The organism is Vibrio coralliilyticus ATCC BAA-450 (assembly GCF_000176135.1).
In the GTDB taxonomy this organism is placed as follows: Bacteria; Pseudomonadota; Gammaproteobacteria; order Enterobacterales; family Vibrionaceae; genus Vibrio; species Vibrio coralliilyticus.
Window position 1 is genome coordinate 20,188 of the sequence record NZ_ACZN01000013.1, and the last position, 19,252, is coordinate 39,439.

The 19,252-nt window shown below is 46.5% G+C and carries 17 protein-coding genes and 1 pseudogene; 4 read left to right on the plus strand and 14 right to left on the minus strand.

Annotation, left to right across the window (positions count from 1 at the left end; all coding sequences use genetic code 11):
* Positions 1 to 16 precede the first annotated feature (16 nt).
* Complete coding sequence (rnhA, locus tag VIC_RS03515) at positions 17 to 481, plus strand: ribonuclease HI (RefSeq protein ID WP_006957886.1); 465 nt, start codon at positions 17 to 19, stop codon at positions 479 to 481.
* Here rnhA and VIC_RS03520 read toward each other — a convergent pair.
* Entirely contained in the window at positions 474 to 1,217 is a 744-nt protein-coding gene (locus VIC_RS03520; RefSeq protein ID WP_006957888.1) for a class I SAM-dependent methyltransferase, read from the minus strand. The two genes, rnhA and VIC_RS03520, sit on opposite strands and share 8 nt — an antisense overlap.
* A gap of 39 nt (positions 1,218 to 1,256) precedes the next feature.
* Between VIC_RS03520 and gloB the strand changes: the two genes are divergently transcribed.
* From gloB to VIC_RS03535, 3 genes are all read left to right on the plus strand, one after another.
* Positions 1,257 to 2,015: a hydroxyacylglutathione hydrolase gene (gene gloB / locus VIC_RS03525; protein ID WP_006957890.1), complete on the plus strand. Its 759-nt coding sequence runs from the start codon at positions 1,257 to 1,259 to the stop codon at positions 2,013 to 2,015.
* Positions 2,016 to 2,085: 70 nt separating this feature from the next.
* Positions 2,086 to 3,651 (plus strand): lytic transglycosylase, encoded by a 1,566-nt coding sequence (locus VIC_RS03530; protein WP_006957891.1) that lies wholly within the window; start codon positions 2,086 to 2,088, stop codon positions 3,649 to 3,651.
* Complete coding sequence (locus tag VIC_RS03535) at positions 3,648 to 4,334, plus strand: YIP1 family protein (protein WP_006957892.1); 687 nt, start codon at positions 3,648 to 3,650, stop codon at positions 4,332 to 4,334. The genes VIC_RS03530 and VIC_RS03535 overlap by 4 nt, the downstream gene beginning before the upstream one ends.
* On the opposite strand, the gene VIC_RS03540 is transcribed toward VIC_RS03535, so the two are convergent.
* The 13 genes and pseudogenes from VIC_RS03540 to bamA form a co-directional block, all read right to left on the minus strand.
* A complete protein-coding gene (locus VIC_RS03540) occupies positions 4,314 to 5,171 on the minus strand; it encodes an endonuclease/exonuclease/phosphatase family protein (RefSeq protein ID WP_006957893.1) in 858 nt (285 codons plus the stop codon). The two genes, VIC_RS03535 and VIC_RS03540, sit on opposite strands and share 21 nt — an antisense overlap.
* 53 nt (positions 5,172 to 5,224) lie before the next feature.
* A complete protein-coding gene (gene glnB / locus VIC_RS03545) occupies positions 5,225 to 5,563 on the minus strand; it encodes a nitrogen regulatory protein P-II (RefSeq protein ID WP_006957894.1) in 339 nt (112 codons plus the stop codon).
* 103 nt (positions 5,564 to 5,666) lie between these two features.
* Positions 5,667 to 5,981, minus strand: coding sequence for a c-type cytochrome (locus VIC_RS03550; RefSeq protein WP_006957895.1), 315 nt, complete (start codon positions 5,979 to 5,981; stop codon positions 5,667 to 5,669).
* 36 nt (positions 5,982 to 6,017) lie between these two features.
* The gene (gene tilS / locus VIC_RS03555; RefSeq protein WP_006957896.1) at positions 6,018 to 7,352 is read right to left on the minus strand and encodes a tRNA lysidine(34) synthetase TilS; all 1,335 of its coding nucleotides are present in this window, start codon (positions 7,350 to 7,352) and stop codon (positions 6,018 to 6,020) included.
* 94 nt (positions 7,353 to 7,446) lie between these two features.
* Positions 7,447 to 8,406 (minus strand): acetyl-CoA carboxylase carboxyl transferase subunit alpha, encoded by a 960-nt coding sequence (gene accA / locus VIC_RS03560; protein ID WP_006957897.1) that lies wholly within the window; start codon positions 8,404 to 8,406, stop codon positions 7,447 to 7,449.
* Positions 8,407 to 8,444: 38 nt separating this feature from the next.
* A complete protein-coding gene (gene dnaE, locus VIC_RS03565) occupies positions 8,445 to 11,924 on the minus strand; it encodes a DNA polymerase III subunit alpha (RefSeq protein WP_006957898.1) in 3,480 nt (1,159 codons plus the stop codon).
* Positions 11,925 to 12,015: 91 nt separating this feature from the next.
* Positions 12,016 to 12,636 (minus strand): ribonuclease HII, encoded by a 621-nt coding sequence (gene rnhB, locus VIC_RS03570; RefSeq protein WP_171340005.1) that lies wholly within the window; start codon positions 12,634 to 12,636, stop codon positions 12,016 to 12,018.
* A 2-nt stretch (positions 12,637 to 12,638) separates the two neighbouring features.
* Entirely contained in the window at positions 12,639 to 13,784 is a 1,146-nt protein-coding gene (lpxB, locus tag VIC_RS03575) for a lipid-A-disaccharide synthase (protein ID WP_006957900.1), read from the minus strand.
* 73 nt (positions 13,785 to 13,857) lie between these two features.
* Entirely contained in the window at positions 13,858 to 14,646 is a 789-nt protein-coding gene (gene lpxA, locus VIC_RS03580) for an acyl-ACP--UDP-N-acetylglucosamine O-acyltransferase (RefSeq protein WP_006957901.1), read from the minus strand.
* Position 14,647: 1 nt separating this feature from the next.
* Positions 14,648 to 15,100 (minus strand): 3-hydroxyacyl-ACP dehydratase FabZ, encoded by a 453-nt coding sequence (gene fabZ / locus VIC_RS03585; RefSeq protein ID WP_006957902.1) that lies wholly within the window; start codon positions 15,098 to 15,100, stop codon positions 14,648 to 14,650.
* Positions 15,101 to 15,258: 158 nt separating this feature from the next.
* Positions 15,259 to 16,291 (minus strand): annotated as a pseudogene (lpxD, locus tag VIC_RS03590) (UDP-3-O-(3-hydroxymyristoyl)glucosamine N-acyltransferase).
* A 6-nt stretch (positions 16,292 to 16,297) separates the two neighbouring features.
* Positions 16,298 to 16,798: an OmpH family outer membrane protein gene (locus VIC_RS03595; protein WP_171366175.1), complete on the minus strand. Its 501-nt coding sequence runs from the start codon at positions 16,796 to 16,798 to the stop codon at positions 16,298 to 16,300.
* A gap of 26 nt (positions 16,799 to 16,824) precedes the next feature.
* Positions 16,825 to 19,230 (minus strand): outer membrane protein assembly factor BamA, encoded by a 2,406-nt coding sequence (bamA, locus tag VIC_RS03600; protein WP_006957904.1) that lies wholly within the window; start codon positions 19,228 to 19,230, stop codon positions 16,825 to 16,827.
* Between the last annotated feature and the right edge of the window lie 22 nt (positions 19,231 to 19,252).

Here is a 19,252-nt window from a genome sequence, read left to right on the forward strand (position 1 = left end):
CCAATAGTATCAAATCATGACGAAACAGGTGGAAATTTTCACAGATGGTTCTTGTTTAGGCAATCCGGGTCCTGGCGGATACGGCATTGTTTTACGCTACAAACAAGTAGAAAAGACCCTTGCTAAAGGTTATACCCTAACCACGAACAATCGCATGGAAATGATGGCTACTATAGTCGCACTGCAAGCATTAAAAGAACCTTGTGACGTCATACTCACCACTGACAGCCAGTACGTTCGACAAGGCATTACTCAATGGATCCATAACTGGAAAAAACGGGATTGGAAAACGTCCGATAAGAAGCCAGTTAAGAACGCCGATTTATGGAAAGCGCTCGACGCTGAAACCGGACGTCATAAAATAGACTGGCGCTGGGTCAAAGGCCACGCGGGTCATCGAGAGAATGAGATGTGCGATGAGCTCGCCCGTGCTGCTGCTGAAAATCCGACCGACGAAGACACAGGCTATCAGCCTAGTTAGAGCTGCTTCGCTTGCTCGAGATTTTGTAATTGACGCCAATCGGCGTCAATTTTCGTTTTAGCTTCCAATGTGGCTTGATAGGCTTTAGTGGGTAAGTACGTTTGCGGGCAACAATAAAGTACAAACTGCCCATAGGAGATGCCCAATCCCCTAAGCTGTTTTCCAGCCAAGTCCACATTGTGCGGTATTTCTGCATTGGAAACAGTGCGTAGCTGTCACACTCAATCACTTGATAGTTCAAGACACTCAACCAGTCGCGGATACGATTCGGGGTAAACATACGCCCACTCCAAGGCAAGTTATTCTTACGCCACGGCATCAGACTCGCCAAACCAGTGAGGCTGATAGGATTAAACCCAGTGATGATCAAATACCCATCGTCGATCATCACCCGATCGACTTCTCTCAACATTCGATGGGGGTCATTGCAATAATCCAGCTGGTGCGCCATCACAACAGCATCGAAACTTTTTTCAAGAAACGGAAGGTCATAACCATCTGCAATCACATTGTGCAAAGGGTTCTGGATATCGAGGTTAACTTGGTGTTGAATATTACAATTAAAGCTGGTTAACTCGCAGCTCAGCCCACCCAGCTTAAGCATATGATAGCCAAATAGTTTTGGGCACCATTCATCAACACGGGTTTGTATTGATTCACTGACCCATTGGCCATTCTTAAGCTGAGACCATGAATGAGGCTTTTCGAGCTTCTTAGTACTGCGTGCTGGCTTCATACTTAACCTGCTTCACTCTTGGTAACCGGAGAGACAACTATGTTAGATATCAAAAGCATACCTGCATTTAACGACAATTACATCTGGCTGATTAAAAATAGCGATCAGCGTTGTGCTGTTGTCGATCCGGGAGACGCGGCCCCAGTATTGGAATACCTTAAACAGCACGAGTTAAGCTTAGAGGCGATCTTAATTACCCACCACCATAATGATCACATCGGCGGCGTTCCAGAGTTGGTCAGACAATTTCCGGGCGTCGATGTGGTAGGCCCTGCCAATGAGCCAGTGCCAACGCTGACCCACGCCGTTGAGGCCGGTGAGCAAATCGAGCTGTTTGGCGAGATCTTTTTCGTTTTAGGCTTAGAAGGGCATACACGCGGACATATTGGTTATGTCGGTGATGGAAAACTGTTCTGCGGCGATGTTCTGTTCTCCGCCGGATGCGGCCGCGTATTTGAAGGCACGATGGAACAAATGCACACTTCGCTCAATAAACTGGTTGCCCTACCCGAGGAAACCGAAGTTTACTGTGCGCATGAATACACAGCCAGCAATGTCGCTTTTGCCCTTGCGGTGGAGCCAGACAACGAACTACTGCAGCAATACCGTGACGAAGTGAATCGCCTGCGAGCGCAAAACAAACCGACTCTGCCGACCACCATTCGTAAGGAAAAATGGATTAACCCTTTTCTGCGTACAGACCAGCAAAGCGTCATACGTTCCGTCGCTAACCGGACCCAACAAACGGACTCACTCGCCATTTTTTCGGCGTTACGTGAGTGGAAGAACGAATTTTAACGTTTTGCAACTTGTCACTTCCATATTTAGACAAGTATTATCAGCAGCCAAATAAAAAAAGGGCTGTGAAATGCGAGTTAAACACAGCTGGGTATTAGCACTGCTACTAACAGGATGTCAGCTTACCCAGCAGACAGAGAGCGATAAAACTGCTTCTCCGGAGACCAATAATCCACCACCGGTAACTTCTTCAGAACCGACCACCAAAACTTCAGAGTCGGTAGAGTCATCTAAAACTGTTGTAACACCTCAATCTCAGGAAGATGTTTGGCATCGCATTGCCATGCAATTGGATTTCCCGATTCCTGATGACAAAATGGTGGATTACTACCGTACCTGGTATCTCAAACACCCCAATCACCTTAAAACCGTTTCCGAACGTGCCCAGCCGTTTCTTTACCTAATCACGGAAAAAATTGAACAACGTGACCTCCCCCTAGAGCTTGCTCTTCTACCTATCGTTGAAAGCTCATTTGATGCCTTTGCATACTCTCACGGCAGCGCCGCTGGTCTATGGCAGTTTGTTCCAGGTACAGGAAAATATTACGGATTAAAGCAAAACTTCTGGTACGACGGGCGTCGTGATGTTGCCGCCTCTACAGATGCGGCTCTTGATTATTTAGAAGTATTGAATAAGCGTTTTGAAGGAAACTGGAGTCACGCAATCGCGGCATACAACAGCGGCGGTGGCCGTGTTTCCAGCGCCATTCGCAAGAATAAGCGTTTAGGTAAGCCAACTGATTTCTTCTCTCTGGACCTGCCTAAGGAAACCAGTGGATATGTGCCAAAACTACTCGCACTGGCAGATATCATCGCAAACCAAGATAAATACGGCATCGATATACCTGCCATTGCCAACCGACCAGTAGTAGAACTGGTTGATCCTAAGGAACAACTGGATTTAGCGATAGCCGCTAACTACGCAGGCATCAGTGTCAAACAGCTACAAAGCCTAAACCCCGCATACAACCAGTGGGCAACTGCCCCTGATGGCCCACATCAACTGTTGCTGCCAGTTGGAAAGATCAACACGTTCAAAGCCAAAGTGGCGGAAAACCGTGGCAAAGGCATGAAAGTGGTTCGTTACAAGGTCAAGTCCGGTGATAGCTTGAGTGTATTAGCCACCCGATACAACACCACAACGAAAGTCATTCAGAGTGCAAACAACCTTAACGGATACAACATCCGTGTCGGCCAGCATTTGATGATCCCGACATCAACCAAGGATGATCAAGCCTATACACTGAGTGCAACCAACCGATTGGCAAAAACTCAAGCCAAATCGCGTGGTCAGTATAAGCTCACCCACACTGTACGCTCAGGCGATAGCTTATGGAGCATCGCGCGTGCCAATAAAGTCTCCCATCAGTCTCTAGCAAAATGGAATGGCATGGGACCAAGAGACACGCTACGTGTTGGACAAAAGCTGGTTATCTGGAAAAACAGTTCTGACGGCGCAATCATCCGTACCGTTTTCTACAACGTGAAATCTGGCGATACCATCAGCGGCATCGCCAACAAATTTAAAGTGAAATCTAATGACATCGTGAAGTGGAACGGGCTAAGCAAAAAGAAATATCTACAGCCTGGTCAAAAGCTAAAACTCTATGTCGATGTAACTAAGGTGAGTGTATGACGCCTTCTTCAAACCCTCTCGTGATGCTGGTTGACGTATTTCGCTCACCCAGCGCTTGTTTCCTCGCACTTTACCAACGTGGTGCTTGGGGCTGGCAAACCTATATCGTGTTGATGTTGTCCCCATTTCTCTTTTGGGGCGCCTACTTTGATATTGTCGATTTTGAGTGGCTGCGACAGGGCTTGTCTGCTCAGCTCGCACAAACCAACCCGACACAATTGGAGCTGCTTGATGCGAACACTCTGATGGCCAGTGAGATCATCAGCGACGTAGCAGGCCGAACGTTAACTATTGTGATGTTGGCGTTCTGGTTCAATTTAGCCACCAAACCCAGTCAGCACCAACATGGCTTCTGGCGCTGGTTTGCCGCAAGCACTGTCGTCGTGTTTCCAGCGATCATTGGCGATCTGGCGAGTTACGTCAGCCTGCTTCTCAAGCATGGTCAGGTAATGGTGTATGCGGCGGATCTCAATAGCCTCAATGGCCTGTTGAAACTGCCGTTGACCAATGAGTGGTCACAATTTGCCAGTTCATTCCCGCTGCTCTTACCTTGGTATATCGCTTTAGGCTATGCTGCTGTCGGAACTTGGACGGAATTCGAACGTGGTCAAGCGTTGGTAATTTCAGCGCTACCATGGGTGGCGTATTACATTATCTGGGCGCTATATATCGTCATCAGCTAAGCTAAACGTAACCTCAAGAGGATTATGGTCAGAGGCGTCGGATTCCGGCGCCTCTGCTTTTATCAGGGTTAATCCTCGATAAAAAACATGATCGAGTGGCAATCCGGTTATAAATTGAGTACGGTGATCAGGGCGATAGCTCACCTCTTTCACTCCAAGCGTGTCCAGTGCGCTTCTCATTACCGCCATCCTATCTGCACTCCAACTATTAAAATCACCGGCGACGATAATCGGCCCTTGATGCTTGCTCAGCTCATCAACCAGTGTACCAAGCTGCCTCTGATACTCATCCGTACCATAGGTAAAGTTCACCGCATGGATATTGACAACCGACAGCACCTGACCATCAGATAAAGGGTACGTGGCATAAATAGCAGATTTAGGTAAGCGCAGCCAAGGTTCCAGCTCAGTGTAAGCGCAAGCGAGTTTAGGCAGAGACTTAGATAAATTAAGCACCCCAGCGCTGCGTTCAAACGCTTTAAACGCGTCCACTTGGTTACCAAACCAAAGTTGCTGTTTCATCCACTCCTTTAGTTCAGCGGTCATGCTAGCTTCTTGAAGTAAAACCAGCTGTTTTTCGCTAGAGTACTTGGTCAGTTCTTGTGACCAGTTGCCACGATTTTGCTTATAAATATTCCAAACGAGCAGATTTATGTTGCCATTGTTGTCAATGGGCTCCACGTTAGATGCATGCGTACAACGCATTGAAATATCTTCCCCTGACGGAGAAATAGTCAATAGTTGAGGCTGCTTAGGAAGAGAAAATGTCAGCTGGAAACCTCCAACTACAGCGGCAAGAACAACAATAGGTAAGATCAGCAGACGCTTTTTTTTCACTTGAAACGACCATTAAGAAAAAAGAGCCTTGCGGCTCTTTTAAGAATATCGAATTAGATTGCGTCTTCGTCTTCTTCACCAGTACGAATACGGACAATGCGCTCAATATCAGTGATAAAGATTTTGCCGTCACCAATCTTACCGGTTTGAGCCGTCTCAACAATGGTATCGACACATTGCTCTGCAACATCGTCCGTCACAACAATCTCAAGCTTAACCTTAGGTAAGAAATCCACCATGTATTCTGCACCACGGTACAGCTCTGTATGCCCTTTTTGACGACCAAAGCCTTTCACTTCAGAAACCGTCATGCCCGTAATACCAACTTCCGCCAACGCTTCACGAACGTCATCCAATTTAAATGGCTTAATAATGGCTTCGATTTTTTTCATGTTCATCCCTTAAACTTCAGCAATTTGTCTCATTATCCCATGATAAACAGGCAATAAAAAGCCCGAGCTTTTTATGCTCGGGCCAAATACTATTGTTAATGACTTACTTTAGACTCGCGTAGTACGCCGCTAAATTGGCCACATCCGCATCACTTAACGCTGCAGCTTGTGCCTGCATAACAGCAGCTAATCCACCGTTACGTTCTTTGTTTTTGTAGGCATTAATTGACGTCACAATGTACTGTTCGTTTTGGCCTTTCAGGTTAGGGTAACCTGGAATAACAGCGACACCATCTGCGCCGTGACACGCGGCACATACCGCCGCTTTTGCTTTTCCGGCTGCGACATCACCTGCAGCCATAGCTTGTCCAGCAAACAGACTCATTCCGACTACTAGTCCAATAGCGATTTTTTTCATTGCTCTTCCTTATAATTCCATTTTATTTATATGTCTTTATGTATACAATTTTGACACAACTGGTACTGGCTTGTCCCAGACAAGTTCACAGTCTTGGCCTGCAAAGTGATGATCAACAAATAAATCGGCTACAGCGGCAACCCGCTCCCCACACATTAAAGTCGGCACGCGGCGCCTCAACCAACTCGGCACTCCATATTCCTGAAACAATTTTTTCAATTTTCGGCTATGGTTGCGATCAGTAGGCTTCGCGCTCAAGCCTTGAGGCTCAAACGTAACGGATAATGGCGCGGCTTCAAGTGCAGCTTTTGAAAGCTGCCCATTATTACTAGGTTGGAGTAATAAAGAGCCTAATGAGTCAGGCAAGTTCAACGCTGTACCAATGGTAATATCCCGCTGCCAGCCAGACAGTTCTTGCCACTGCTCAACCAGATACAAGCGCTGTTCAAAGCGGCGAACTTGTCCACCCGATATGGAGAGTGCAGGGTTGGCATCTTGACGACTGAGCGCTACTTCCTGCCACACCTTGTTCAGTTGCTCACGGCTGGGCATGCGTGCCTGATGATGAGAGAGCCACATCCTGAGTAAGCGAGCTCGCATCAAGGGCGTCATATTCTGCAAAGGCTCAATCCATAAGCTGCCATCTTGATGCAGCACCTCTACTAAGCGCTCAGTCAATAATTGATCAAGAAGTTGCTCTTGCTCAGCACACAGCTCGGCACTGCGCTGCACGGCCTGAGAGAAATGCGGCCAACGTCGTGTGATGACAGGCGCTACCTGATGGCGAATGAAGTTGCGATCAAATCGCGTGTCTTGGTTACTTTCATCTTCAACCCACTGCAACTGTTCAGCTACTGCATAGGCTTTTACATCTGATCGGCTTACTGCTAGCAATGGCCTAACAAGCAGTGCTTCACCAAAAGACATAGCCTGAGCCATAGCGGATAGTCCTTTGGGTCCACTGCCGCGTTTCAATGCCAGCAAGAATGTCTCAAACTGATCGTCACTATGCTGACCCGTAAGCAGTAAATCTTCCTTGGAAACATACTTACTTAGAGCCTGATAGCGAGCCTCTCGTGCGCTTTCTTCAATGCTTTTTCCGCTTTTTTCCAGCGTCACTCTCTCAAGATTAAAAGGAATACCGTCTTCTGAGCACCACTGCTTACACTGCTCAGCCCAATCGTCAGCATTACTACTTAAACCATGATGGACGTGTACTGCTAGCCCCTCTTGCTGATGCTCGCGGCAGTACCTCGCCATTAGTGACAGCAGGACTCTGGAATCCAGACCACCACTCAAAGCAAGCACTAACTTACCGTCAGGCAGCCTGTGTTGGTCAATGACAGAAGAAAATGTCTGATATAAATTCATACACAAAGAAGAGAGTTTTCAATGCTGCTAGTTTACCACCCATAACAAAAAAGGCTGAACCTAAGTTCAGCCTTTGATTTTTAATCTTGAGCGATCAACAATAACCGTAGCTCATTAAGCGCTGGTAACGGCGTTCAAGCAGAGCATCATTGTCAAAATGTTGTAGCTCATCAAGCTGCTTGACCAAAGTCGCTTTCATATTAGAAGCCATTTGGATGTGATCACGATGCGCACCGCCTAAAGGCTCTTCGATGATTTCATCGATCAGTTCTAGCTCTTTCAAACGTGGAGCAATTAGTCCCATCGCTTCCGCTGCTTGTGGCGCTTTATCTGAATCGCGCCAAAGGATTGAAGCACAACCTTCAGGTGAGATAACAGAATAAGTCGAGTATTGCAGCATGTTCACGTAGTCGCCTACGCCAATAGCTAGTGCACCACCAGAGCCACCTTCGCCTACCACGTTACAAATAACAGGCACTTTTAGACCAGCCATTACTTTAAGGTTTTTCGCAATCGCTTCCGACTGACCACGTTCTTCAGCACCAACACCTGGGTATGCACCTGCAGTATCGATGAAAGTGATGATTGGCATGTTGAAACGCTCAGCCATTTCCATCAAGCGAAGCGCTTTACGGTAACCTTCTGGCTTTGGCATACCAAAGTTACGTTTCACTTTCTCTTTCGTCTCACGACCTTTCTGGTGGCCAATGATCATAACAGGGCGGCCATCAAGACGAGCCATACCGCCAACAATCGCTTTGTCGTCAGCGTAAGCACGATCACCGGCTAGTTCTTCGAATTCAGTAAAAACGTGCTCAATGTAATCAAGCGTGTATGGGCGTAGCGGGTGACGAGCCATCTGAGCTGTTTCCCACGCGCCAAGGTCGCTGAACGTTTTCTTCTTCAGTTCTAAGCTTTTCTTTTCTAGCTGTTCGATCTCTTTGTCTAGATCAACGCCAGAGTCACCACCGTGACGAGAAACACCACGAAGTGCTTCAATCTTAGCTTCAAGTTCTGCGATAGGCTTTTCAAATTCTAAAAAGTTCAGGCTCATCTATAGATCCTTTCTGATTCGGCATTCGACTGCCGAACTTAGTTAAATTCGAGTTCTACCTGGCTCTTACCAAGCAGTTGTTTCAAATTGTCTATTAATTCGTCACTAGGCGTCACACGCCATTCGGTACCTAACGTTAAGCGCGCTCGCGCGTCACTGCGTTGGTAGTATATATGAACAGGAACCGTTCCTGCCTTGTAAGGCTCTAGTATCTTACTAAAGCGCTCAAAAAATTGATCATCAATTTGAGATTGTTCAATGGATACCGATAAGCCACGGGCATATTTTTCACGCGCCGTGCCGAGATCCATAACCTCGCGCGCGGACATTTTAAGACCACCATTGAAATCATCAAAGCTGACCTGTCCAGAAACGACCAAAATTTTGTCTTGTTCGAGCAATTCAGCGTAGCGATCAAGCGCATCGGAGAACAACATGACTTCCATACGACCGCTACGGTCATCCAAGGTCATGATACCAATACGAGTACCGCGCTTGGTTGTCATTACTCGAGCCGCAATCACCAGACCGGCAACCGTGACACTCTGATCACGTCTCGTTGGTGTCGCATCTTTTAGTCGACAACTGGTGTACTTACCAAGTTCCTTTATGTAGGCATTTATTGGGTGCCCGGTCAAATATAAGCCAAGTGTATCACGTTCTCCTTCCAGCCAAACTTTTTCTGGCCACGCGGGTACCTTGGTATATTTATGTTCAACTTCTTCAGGCGCTTCGGTCAGAACACCAAACAAGTCGCTTTGACCAAACGCTTCCGCTTGGTGGTATTGGCTGGCAGCTTTTACCGCATCATTAAGCGATGCCATCATCGCCGCACGGTGCGGGCCAAGTCGGTCAAGCGCTCCTGCATAAATGAGCTTCTCTATCACGCGCTTGTTCACTTTCTTAAGATCAATACGAGCACAGAAATCGAACAAGTCTTTAAAGTGACCACCTTTATTGCGCGCTTCTAGAATGGCTTCAATTGGACCTTCACCAACCCCTTTAATCGCCCCAATACCGTAGACGATCGCACCATTTTCATCGACGTTAAAACGGTACAAGCCAGCGTTGATATCCGGCGGAAGCACCTTGAGCTTCATACGGAAACACTCGTCTACCAGGCCGACCACTTTTTCGGTGTTGTCCATATCGGCGGTCATTACGGCAGCCATAAACTCAGCTGGGTAATGCATCTTCAGCCACAGCGTTTGGTAAGACACCAATGCATAAGCGGCTGAGTGTGACTTATTGAAACCGTAGCCAGCAAACTTTTCTACCAAGTCGAAGATTTTCATCGCCAACTCGCCGTCGACGCCGTTCTTTACCGCACCATCTTCGAAGGTCGCACGCTGCTTCGCCATTTCTTCCGGTTTTTTCTTACCCATCGCACGACGAAGCATGTCCGCGCCACCAAGGGTGTAGCCAGACAATACCTGTGCGATCTGCATTACCTGCTCCTGATAGAGGATAATGCCGTAAGTCGGATCGAGGATTTCTTTTAGCGATTCATGTTGCCACTTTTCATCTGGGTACGAGATCGCTTCTCGACCATGCTTACGGTCGATAAAGTTATCTACCATGCCCGACTGTAGAGGACCCGGGCGGAACAGCGCCACCAATGCGATGATGTCTTCAAAACAGTCCGGTTGCAGGCGTTTGATCAGTTCTTTCATACCGCGCGATTCGAGCTGGAATACCGCGGTCGTTTCCGAGTTTTGTAACAATCGGAATGATGCCGCATCATCCAATGGAATCGATTCGATGCGAACGGGATCTTTGCCTTCACGCTCAAGGCGTGGGTTAATCAGGCCAAGAGCCCAGTCGATGATGGTTAAGGTACGTAGACCTAAGAAGTCAAACTTGACCAGACCAGCAGTTTCTACGTCGTTCTTATCGAACTGAGTAACCGGGAAGTGACCTTCTGCATCGGCATAAATTGGCGCGAAGTCAGTAATGGTGGTTGGCGAGATTACAACACCACCCGCGTGCTTACCGGCGTTACGTGTACACCCTTCAAGGATGCGGCACATATCGATAAGCTCTTTCACTTCTTCGTCAGCTTCGTACAGTTCAGGTAACGCAGGCTCGGCTTTAAACGCTTTCTCCAGTGTCATACCAGGATCAGGCGGCACCAGTTTTGAAATGCGGTCAACAAAGCCAAATGGGTGGCCTAGTACACGGCCTACATCGCGAATTACCGCTTTAGCGGCCATGGTTCCGAAGGTGATGATCTGAGATACCGCATCACGGCCGTACATTTCTGCTACGTGGTCAATCACTTGGTCACGCTTATCCATACAGAAGTCGACATCGAAGTCGGGCATGGAGACACGTTCTGGGTTGAGGAATCGCTCGAAGAGCAGATCGTATTCCAGCGGGTCAAGGTCGGTAATTTTCAACGCATAAGCCACCAACGAACCAGCCCCCGAACCACGTCCAGGTCCAACAGGGATATCATTATCCTTCGACCACTGAATGAACTCCATTACGATCAGGAAGTAACCGGGGAAACCCATATTATTGATAACTTCCAATTCGACTTTTAGGCGTTCATCATATTCAGGACGTCGCTTCGCTCGCTCTTCTTCGTCGGGAAACAGAAATTCCAAGCGTTCTTCAAGACCTTCCTCTGACTTTTTGACCAGAAATTCGGTTTCCTCCATCCCTTCTGTCGGAAATGCAGGCAGGAAGTACTCGCCCAAACGTACCGTCACATTACAACGCTTAGCAATTTCAACACTATTTTCCAGCGCTTCAGGGATATCGGCGAACAACTCGCACATCTCTTCTTCGCTACGTAAATATTGCTGAGCACTGTAGTTTTTAGGGCGGCGAGGATCTTCTAACGTGTAACCATCATGAATCGCTACTCGAATCTCATGTGCCTCAAACGTCGTTTCATCTAGAATCACCACATCGTTAGTAGCGACAACAGGCAGTTGCTCTTTCTCTGCAAACTCCAAGGCGAAATGAAGATAAGTTTCTTCATCTGCTCGTCCTGTACGCGTCAGCTCAAGGAAAAATCGGTCTGCAAAGTGTTGATGATAAAAATCCGCGCAGTTTTGAGCAACTTTATGGTTCCCCTTCAGTAACGCTTTACCAATCTCTCCACTTTTTGCTCCTGATAGAACAATCAGCCCTGCCGACAACTCAGCTAGCCATTGTTTATCGATGACGGGTTGATGCTGAACATGGCCGCGCAGATACGCTTTAGATATCAACAAAGTTAGGTTTTTATACCCTTCATTGTCTGCTGCCAGCACGGTGAGTTTAGTCAACTCTTCACCAAACTCTTCTGACTGCATCGCAAAATCAGCGCCAATAATTGGCTTCACGCCACACCCATGAGCCGTTCCATAAAACTTCACCAAACCACATAAGTTGGTGAAATCAGTTAATGCCATGGCTGGCATTCCCATTTCAGCCACTTTCTTAACCAAAGGAGGCACTTTCGATAGGCCATCGACCATGGAAAAGTCACTGTGAACTTTTAGGTGAATAAATTTAGGATCTGACATCAATGATTCCGCAGTTTTGCTTATTCGGAGAGATTACTGGGGTATTTTACGTGATATAAAATCTTAGATATACCCCAGTCAGTAAGGGTTTCTAATCTAAACCCAAGGCTTTTTTGACTGGCTTGAAGCTCTTACGATGCTGATCAATCACACCATGTTGCTCAATGGCCTCAAAATGGGCTTTGGTTGGATAGCCTTTATGCTTTGCAAAACCAAATTGAGGATGAAGCTTGTCGAGCTCTTCCATCTCTTGATCGCGCACAACCTTAGCAATAATCGAAGCTGCACTGATCTCTGCGACGCGCATATCACCTTTGACCACCGCCTGAGCATCCATATTGAGTTGAGGTACGCGGTTTCCGTCGATGAGTGCAAAGTCAGGCGCCACCTCCAGCCCTTCTATCGCTCGTTGCATCGCGACCATGGTCGCTTGGAGAATATTGAGCTGATCAATTTCCTCCGGAGAGCAGCGCCCGACAGACCAAGCGAGTGCTTTCTCTTTAATCTCTGGCAGTAATGCGAGTCTCTTCTTCTCAGTCAATTTTTTTGAATCATTGAGACCTTCGATAGGGTTATTCGGATCCAAAATCACGGCCGCAGTCACCACATCACCGACCAACGGGCCACGCCCCACTTCATCAACACCGGCAATCAAGCGGTACCCTTGTGGGTATTCAAATGGTGGCAGTTCTTTTTTTTCTTTTGTCATGATGGCTATTTACCTATCAGGTTCAATACGGCTTTGGCGGCTTGTTTATCTGCATCTTTTCGAATCCAGTGATGCATTTCTGTGAACTTCTCAATCATGCACTGCCCTTGTTCACCAAGCAGCTTTTCAACTTCGATCTCTAAGTTTTCAGGCGTGCAGTCTTCTTGCAACAACTCTTTGACCAGCTCTTGTTCAGCAAGAATATTAGGGAGAGAAACGTATTCAGTTTTGAGCATTTTGCGAGCAATAAACGCAGTCACAGCATTCACCCGGTAACCTACCACCATTGGTCGCTTAATCAGCATACACTCCAATGCTACAGTACCCGATGCCAGCATTACCGCATCAGAAGCAGTGATCACATTTCGGGCAGTATCATTGACCAATTTGAAATCCAATTCTGGAGCCAGTTCCTGCCAAACTTGTTCAAATTGCTCACGGCGTTTTTGATTGACCAAGGCGACGACAAAGCCTAGATCCGGATATTTATGATGCAAACGACGACACGTTTCAATAAAAGGGGCAGCCAGCATTTTTAGTTCACTACCACGACTCCCCGGTAAAACAGCGAGCCACTTTTTCTCCTGCTCGAGACCTAGCAGCTCACGGGCCGGCGCTTTTGGAGACTCTAGAGGAATCGCATCGGCTAAGGTATGGCCAATAAATTCGCATGGCACCTGGTATTTATCATAAAACGCTTTTTCAAATGGCAGAAAAGCCAACACCAAATTAGTGGCTGCTTCAATTTTAAAAATCCGTTTTTGACGCCATGCCCATACGGAAGGGCTGACATAATGCACGGTTTTGATTCCCGCTTTTTTAAGGTCAAGTTCAAGGCGCAGATTAAAGTCTGGTGCATCAATTCCGACAAAGACATCCGGTGGATTTTCGGTGAAATAGCGAACTAACTCAGCTTTGACTTTCAGTAAGCGAGGGAGCCTGCCTAGCACTTCAATAAGCCCCATAACCGCAAGTTCTTCCATATCAAACAGAGATTCACAGCCCTGAGCGATCATTTTCGGGCCACCAATACCCACGAACTCTGCGTCTGGATACTGTTGCTTAACGGCTTTGATAAAACCTTCACCTAAAGTATCGCCAGATAACTCCCCAGCAATGATACCAACGCGAAGTGGCTTTTTGTTATCCATAATCCCTAACCTCAAAAACACAAAAAGACCGCAACCTAAGGCCGCGATCTTTTCAATTTAGATTCAGTAACAGTTAGCGAATAACGCCACGCTCTGAACTTTCTACGAAATCAATAAAGTGCTTAATGGACGGCCACTGTTGTGCCATTTCCAGCAAAACTTCTTTGGCCTCAGCCTGTGTTTTACCCGCTCGGTAGAATTCTTTATAAGCGTTGCGTAATGCGCGCAGTTCACTCTTTTCAAAGCCATTACGCTGCAAGCCCACTAAATTCAACCCAAATGGTGTCGCATGGTTACCTTGAGCAAGCACATATGGCGGGACATCTTTCACTACCGCTGAACAGCCACCGATATAGCTGAATGCCCCCACTTTACAGAAAGGATGAATTGCAGACAATGCCATCACACCGGCATGATCTTCAACTGTCACATGGCCACCTAAGATAGCGTTGTTGCCAACGTGAGTGTGGTTACCAACAATTACATCGTGAGCAATGTGTGCATTAACACACAGTAAATTGTCATCACCAATGACCGTTGTCGCTTTGTCTTGCACGGTACCACGGTGGATCTGCACTGCTTCACGAATCACATTTCGGTCGCCAATAACAACTGTTGTATCTTCACCACCGTATTTCTTATCTTGGTTTTCTTCACCAATCACGGCATGCGGGAAAATACGGTTATCTTTACCAATCGTGGTATGGCCTTTAATAACCACGTGCGACATGATTTCTGTACCTTCACCAATTTCAACGTTGCCTGAAATATAGGTAAAAGGGCCGACAGTCACGTTAGCGGCAATTTTCACATCTCCTTCAATCACTGAAGAAGGATGCACCTGAGCTGTTTCATGAATCATATTAAAACTCTCGACGAGCACACTTAAGCTCTGCAGAACACACAACTTCGCCGTCTACTTTCGCAACACCGTTAAATGCTGCAATACCACGACGCTCTTTAATGAATTCTACTTCAATAACCAGTTGATCGCCTGGCGTTACTGGTTTGCGGAACTTTGCTCCGTCAACACTTGCAAAGTAGTACAGCTCGTTTTCAGAAGGCGCACCAAACGATTTAAATGCTAGAAGACCCGTAGCCTGAGCCATCGCTTCCAAGATTAGAACACCTGGAAAAACCGGCAGTTGAGGGAAATGACCTGTAAACTGAGGCTCATTCACTGAAACGTTTTTGATCGCCTTAAGGTATTTTTCTTCTTGGAAATCGATAACACGATCGATCAGCAAGAATGGGTAGCGATGTGGTAACAGTTCCTGGATTTCAGTGATGTTCATCGTTTTGTTTTCAGTAGTCAAAGTCATATTCCTATCTTGAATGCTAAATTAACTGGCAGGCATTATACCCAAGTCATCCCAATATGCTAAGTACGCACTGCGATGTTGTTGTATTGAGTCCACATAATCAGTCAGAAAAAAAGACCCGCACATCGCGAGTCTTTTTATTCAGAATCAGATTAAGTGTCTTCACCCTGATCCAGCTGTTTTTCAACCGCCTTAAGACGCTTGTTCATCTCATCAATTCGATGAACCCGAGTTGCAGTTTTACGCCACTCTTTATTTGGCTGCAGTGGGATACCGGAAGAGTACATGCCCTTTTCTTTAATGCCGCGCATGACCATTCCCATACCGGTAATAGTAACGCCATCGACAATTTCGATATGGCCATTGATAACAGTACCACCACCGATAATGCAGTATTTGCCGATTGTAGTACTACCAGCGACAATCGTACCACCAGCTAAAGCTGAACCATATCCGATGTGTACGTTGTGAGCGATCTGCATTTGGTTGTCAATGATCACATTGTCTTCAATCACAGTATCATCTAAAGCACCACGGGTCTATCGTTGTACAAGAGCCAATTTCAACACGATTGCCAATGCGCACAGTACCCAGTTGAGGGATTTTAACCCACTCACCTTTGTCATTCGCATACCCAAACCCATCTGCGCCAATAACTGTGTTCGCTTGGATAAGACAATCAGAACCAATCACAACATCGTGATAGATACTGATATTCGACCACAATTTGGTATTTGCACCAATTTGAGCCTTTTTACCAATAAAACAGCCAGCGCCAATCACGACGTTGTCAGCTAGTTGAACACCCGACTCAATCACAGCGTTTGCACCAATGGAAACATTGTTACCAAGCTGAACATCATCGGCGATAACCGCGGAAGGTGCTATCTCATTGGCCGGTAGTGGCGTGGTATCCAAAGCTTGTGTCACTTTAGCAAAAGCGATGTAAGGATCGTCAACCACCAAAACATTACCAGTGCACAACTCACGCTGCGCATCCTTAACCATTACGACAGTCGCCTGACATTCACCAAGGTGCTTAGCGTATTTAGGATTAGATAGGAAAGTAACATGGCCTTCCATCGCTCTATCCATAGGGGCTACCATGGTCACGACTGCATCGGCATCACCATGTAGTTTCCCGCCAGTAATTGAAGCCAATTCGGCTAGTGTAATTGCTGTCATAGCCAATTATTTCAGTGAGTTAATAACTTGTTCAGAGATATTGTATTCTGGCTTACCGTATTGCATTGTCTGAATATCGACAACGATGTCGTAGCCTTCTTTCTCTGCCACTTTCTTAACAGCTTCCTGAATTACTTTGAACAGTTTCTGTTTTTCTTGCGCTTCACGGCGAGCTGAAGCTTTTTCTAGGGCTTGAGCTTTGATTTTGTATTTGCTGTCAAGCTGAGCAACTTCAACGCGCAGCTTTTCAACTTCTTCTTGGCCTAACAACTCGCCATCACGCTGCAATTTTTCAATTTTTGTTTTAGCTTCAGCCTGAATAGATTTCAGTTCATCGGCTTTATCTTTGAACTCTTCCTGCATTTTTTGCAGTACGACTTCACGTTGAGGAAGTGCTTGGAAAACTTGAGCTGTATTGATATAGCCAATTTTCTGCGCGGCTTCTGCTGCATTAGCAAAGAATGAAGACGACATTACAACAAGGCTAAGACCAGCCGCTTTAATCATTTTGTTCACTGTATATTCCTCTGTATTTAGAAGGTTCTGCCGATAGTGAAAGTGAAGAATTCTTCGTCATCACCTTCGTAAATTTTAATTGGTTTCGCAATAGAGAAGACCAATGGCCCCATTGGAGACATCCATTGCAGTGCGGCACCATAAGATGCACGGTAATTGGTTGGATCAGAGTAATCTTCGTAGTACTGCGTACCTTGATAGGCTGAGTTATAAGCAAACTCTGTATCCCAGACACTAGCCGCATCGACAAATAAACTGGTGCGAATCTGACTACGCGCTTCATCCGAAGCAAATGGCGTCGGTACAATAAGCTCCATGCTCGCCAGCGCAATCGCGTTACCACCCACAGAATCATCGGTAGCATTCACACAGCCGTTGTTACCACAGCTGCCATTATTGGTGGTATACACCGCTTTAGGACCGGCTGAGTTAGAGCGGAAGCCGCGTAATGAAGTAAAGCCACCCGCATAGTAGTTTTCATAGAATGGGAACAGGTTATCGTTACCATCTGTTTGACCATAGCCGTTACCGTAACCTAAACGACCACGCATCAAGAGAGTAAACTCGTGCTTCTTAGTAATTGGCACGTATTGACGTACATCATACTGAACTTTGAAGTACTGTGCGTCCGAGCTTGGAATGGTTGCTTTGGCAAATGCACGCTGATAGTTACCGGCAGTTGGGAAGAAACCACGGTTCAGATTGTTGCGTGTCCAAGAGATATTCAAATCAAAATCGTTGGTAATGATATCGCCTTCAGGTTGACCAATACTCTGAGCAAATAATTGAGCCTGATCGTAAGTAGGGACGTTACCAATCTTATTGTGCGTATATCCGATACCAAACTCTAGACTGTTCAGCTCGTTAACTGGGAAACCCCATGTCAAACTGGTTCCGTAACTTTCATTGGTATAGTCAACGATACCCGCTTCAGAAGCTTCAAAAGTGTTGTAGAAAATCTTACCGCCCAAACTGACACCATCAAGGTTCCAGTATGGGTCACGGTAATCAAGGCTCACGTTTTTCTGGTAGTCGTTCATCATTGCGCTGACGCCCACGCGATTACCTGAACCTAAGAAGTTATCTTGCTGTAAACCAACCTGGAAACTCACACCAGACTCTGTACCGTAGCCGATACCAAAGTTTACGCTGCCTGAGTTCGCTTCTTTAACGTTATAGACGAGATCAACTTGATCTTCGCTACCCGGCACACGAACAGTTTGGACGTCTACTGTTTCAAAGTACCCTAGACGATTAAGGCGGTTCTTACCGGTTTCAATCGATTTTGAGTTAAGCCAGCTGCCTTCCATCTGACGCATTTCACGACGTAAGACTTCGTCTTTAGTAGCGTTGTTACCGACAAAGCGGATATCACGCACATAGATACGCTTACCAGCTTCAACGTTAACCACGAGAGAGACCTGTTGAGTCTCATCATCAAATTCTGGAATAGTACGAACCTGAGGGTACGCGTAACCAGCTTCACCAAGAACACGTTTCACGTTTTCTTCTAAGCTTGTTACCTGGGAACCGTTATAGACGTCACCGCTTTCAAACGGAACCAGAGCTTCAAACTCCGCTTCTTTGCCAATCAGCTCGCCACGGAACTTCACGTCTTTAACCGTGTAAGGTAAGCCTTCATTCACCGCAAGGGTAATGTAGACCCCTTTCTTATCTGGGGAGATCGCTACCTGCGTTGAATCGACTTTGAATTTGAGATAACCACGGTCTAGGTAATAAGACTTAAGAGCTTCGATGTCACCCGCTAATACCTGCTTCTGATACTTATCATCAGACAGGAAGTTCCACCAAGCGACATCTACATTCAGGTTGAAGCGACTTAGTAACTCTTCATCAGTAAAGACCTCATTACCAATAAAGTTAATCTGCTGGATTTTTGCCGACACACCCTCAGAGAAAACAAATTTCAGATCCGAGCGGTTACGAGGCAAAGGAGTGACGACCGCTTTCACCGTTGCATTGTACTTACCAACACTGTAGTAAAAGTCTTCGAGACCTTTTTCAATGTTCGATAGCGTTGTGCGATCCAGAGCTTCACCCACACGCACACCAGATGCGTCTAGATTCTGTTGTAATTGCTCTTCTTTGATAGCCTTGTTACCAGAAAAGGAGATGTTAGCAATCGTAGGCCGCTCTTTGACCTGAACCAATAACTGGTTACCATCTCGCAGCACTTTGATGTCTTCAAAATTGCCTGACGCGTACAACGCTTTAATGATCTCAGACACGTCTTGGTTGTCGACAGTATCACCGATGCGTACCGGCATTTTTAACAATGCCGCACCCAGTGCGACACGCTGTAAACCGTCAATCTGTATGTCTTCAACAACAAAGTTCTCGGCACCATTTGCAGTTACGCTCGTTGCCAATAGCGTTGCAAATAGAATTTTTTTCATCGCCATATTTGTTTTAGTTATTCCTTAC

Bases quoted from the DNA above. Each gene is read 5' to 3' on its own strand.
- rnhA (WP_006957886.1), top strand. From the start codon at position 17: ATGACGAAACAGGTGGAAATTTTCACAGATGGTTCTTGTTTAGGCAAT.
- VIC_RS03520 (WP_006957888.1), bottom strand. From the start codon at position 1,217: ATGAAGCCAGCACGCAGTACTAAGAAGCTCGAAAAGCCTCATTCATGG.
- gloB (WP_006957890.1), top strand. From the start codon at position 1,257: ATGTTAGATATCAAAAGCATACCTGCATTTAACGACAATTACATCTGG.
- VIC_RS03530 (WP_006957891.1), top strand. From the start codon at position 2,086: ATGCGAGTTAAACACAGCTGGGTATTAGCACTGCTACTAACAGGATGT.
- VIC_RS03535 (WP_006957892.1), top strand. From the start codon at position 3,648: ATGACGCCTTCTTCAAACCCTCTCGTGATGCTGGTTGACGTATTTCGC.
- glnB (WP_006957894.1), bottom strand. From the start codon at position 5,563: ATGAAAAAAATCGAAGCCATTATTAAGCCATTTAAATTGGATGACGTT.
- VIC_RS03550 (WP_006957895.1), bottom strand. From the start codon at position 5,981: ATGAAAAAAATCGCTATTGGACTAGTAGTCGGAATGAGTCTGTTTGCT.
- tilS (WP_006957896.1), bottom strand. From the start codon at position 7,352: ATGAATTTATATCAGACATTTTCTTCTGTCATTGACCAACACAGGCTG.
- accA (WP_006957897.1), bottom strand. From the start codon at position 8,406: ATGAGCCTGAACTTTTTAGAATTTGAAAAGCCTATCGCAGAACTTGAA.
- dnaE (WP_006957898.1), bottom strand. From the start codon at position 11,924: ATGTCAGATCCTAAATTTATTCACCTAAAAGTTCACAGTGACTTTTCC.
- lpxB (WP_006957900.1), bottom strand. From the start codon at position 13,784: ATGGATAACAAAAAGCCACTTCGCGTTGGTATCATTGCTGGGGAGTTA.
- lpxA (WP_006957901.1), bottom strand. From the start codon at position 14,646: ATGATTCATGAAACAGCTCAGGTGCATCCTTCTTCAGTGATTGAAGGA.
- VIC_RS03595 (WP_171366175.1), bottom strand. From the start codon at position 16,798: ATGATTAAAGCGGCTGGTCTTAGCCTTGTTGTAATGTCGTCTTCATTC.
- bamA (WP_006957904.1), bottom strand. From the start codon at position 19,230: ATGGCGATGAAAAAAATTCTATTTGCAACGCTATTGGCAACGAGCGTA.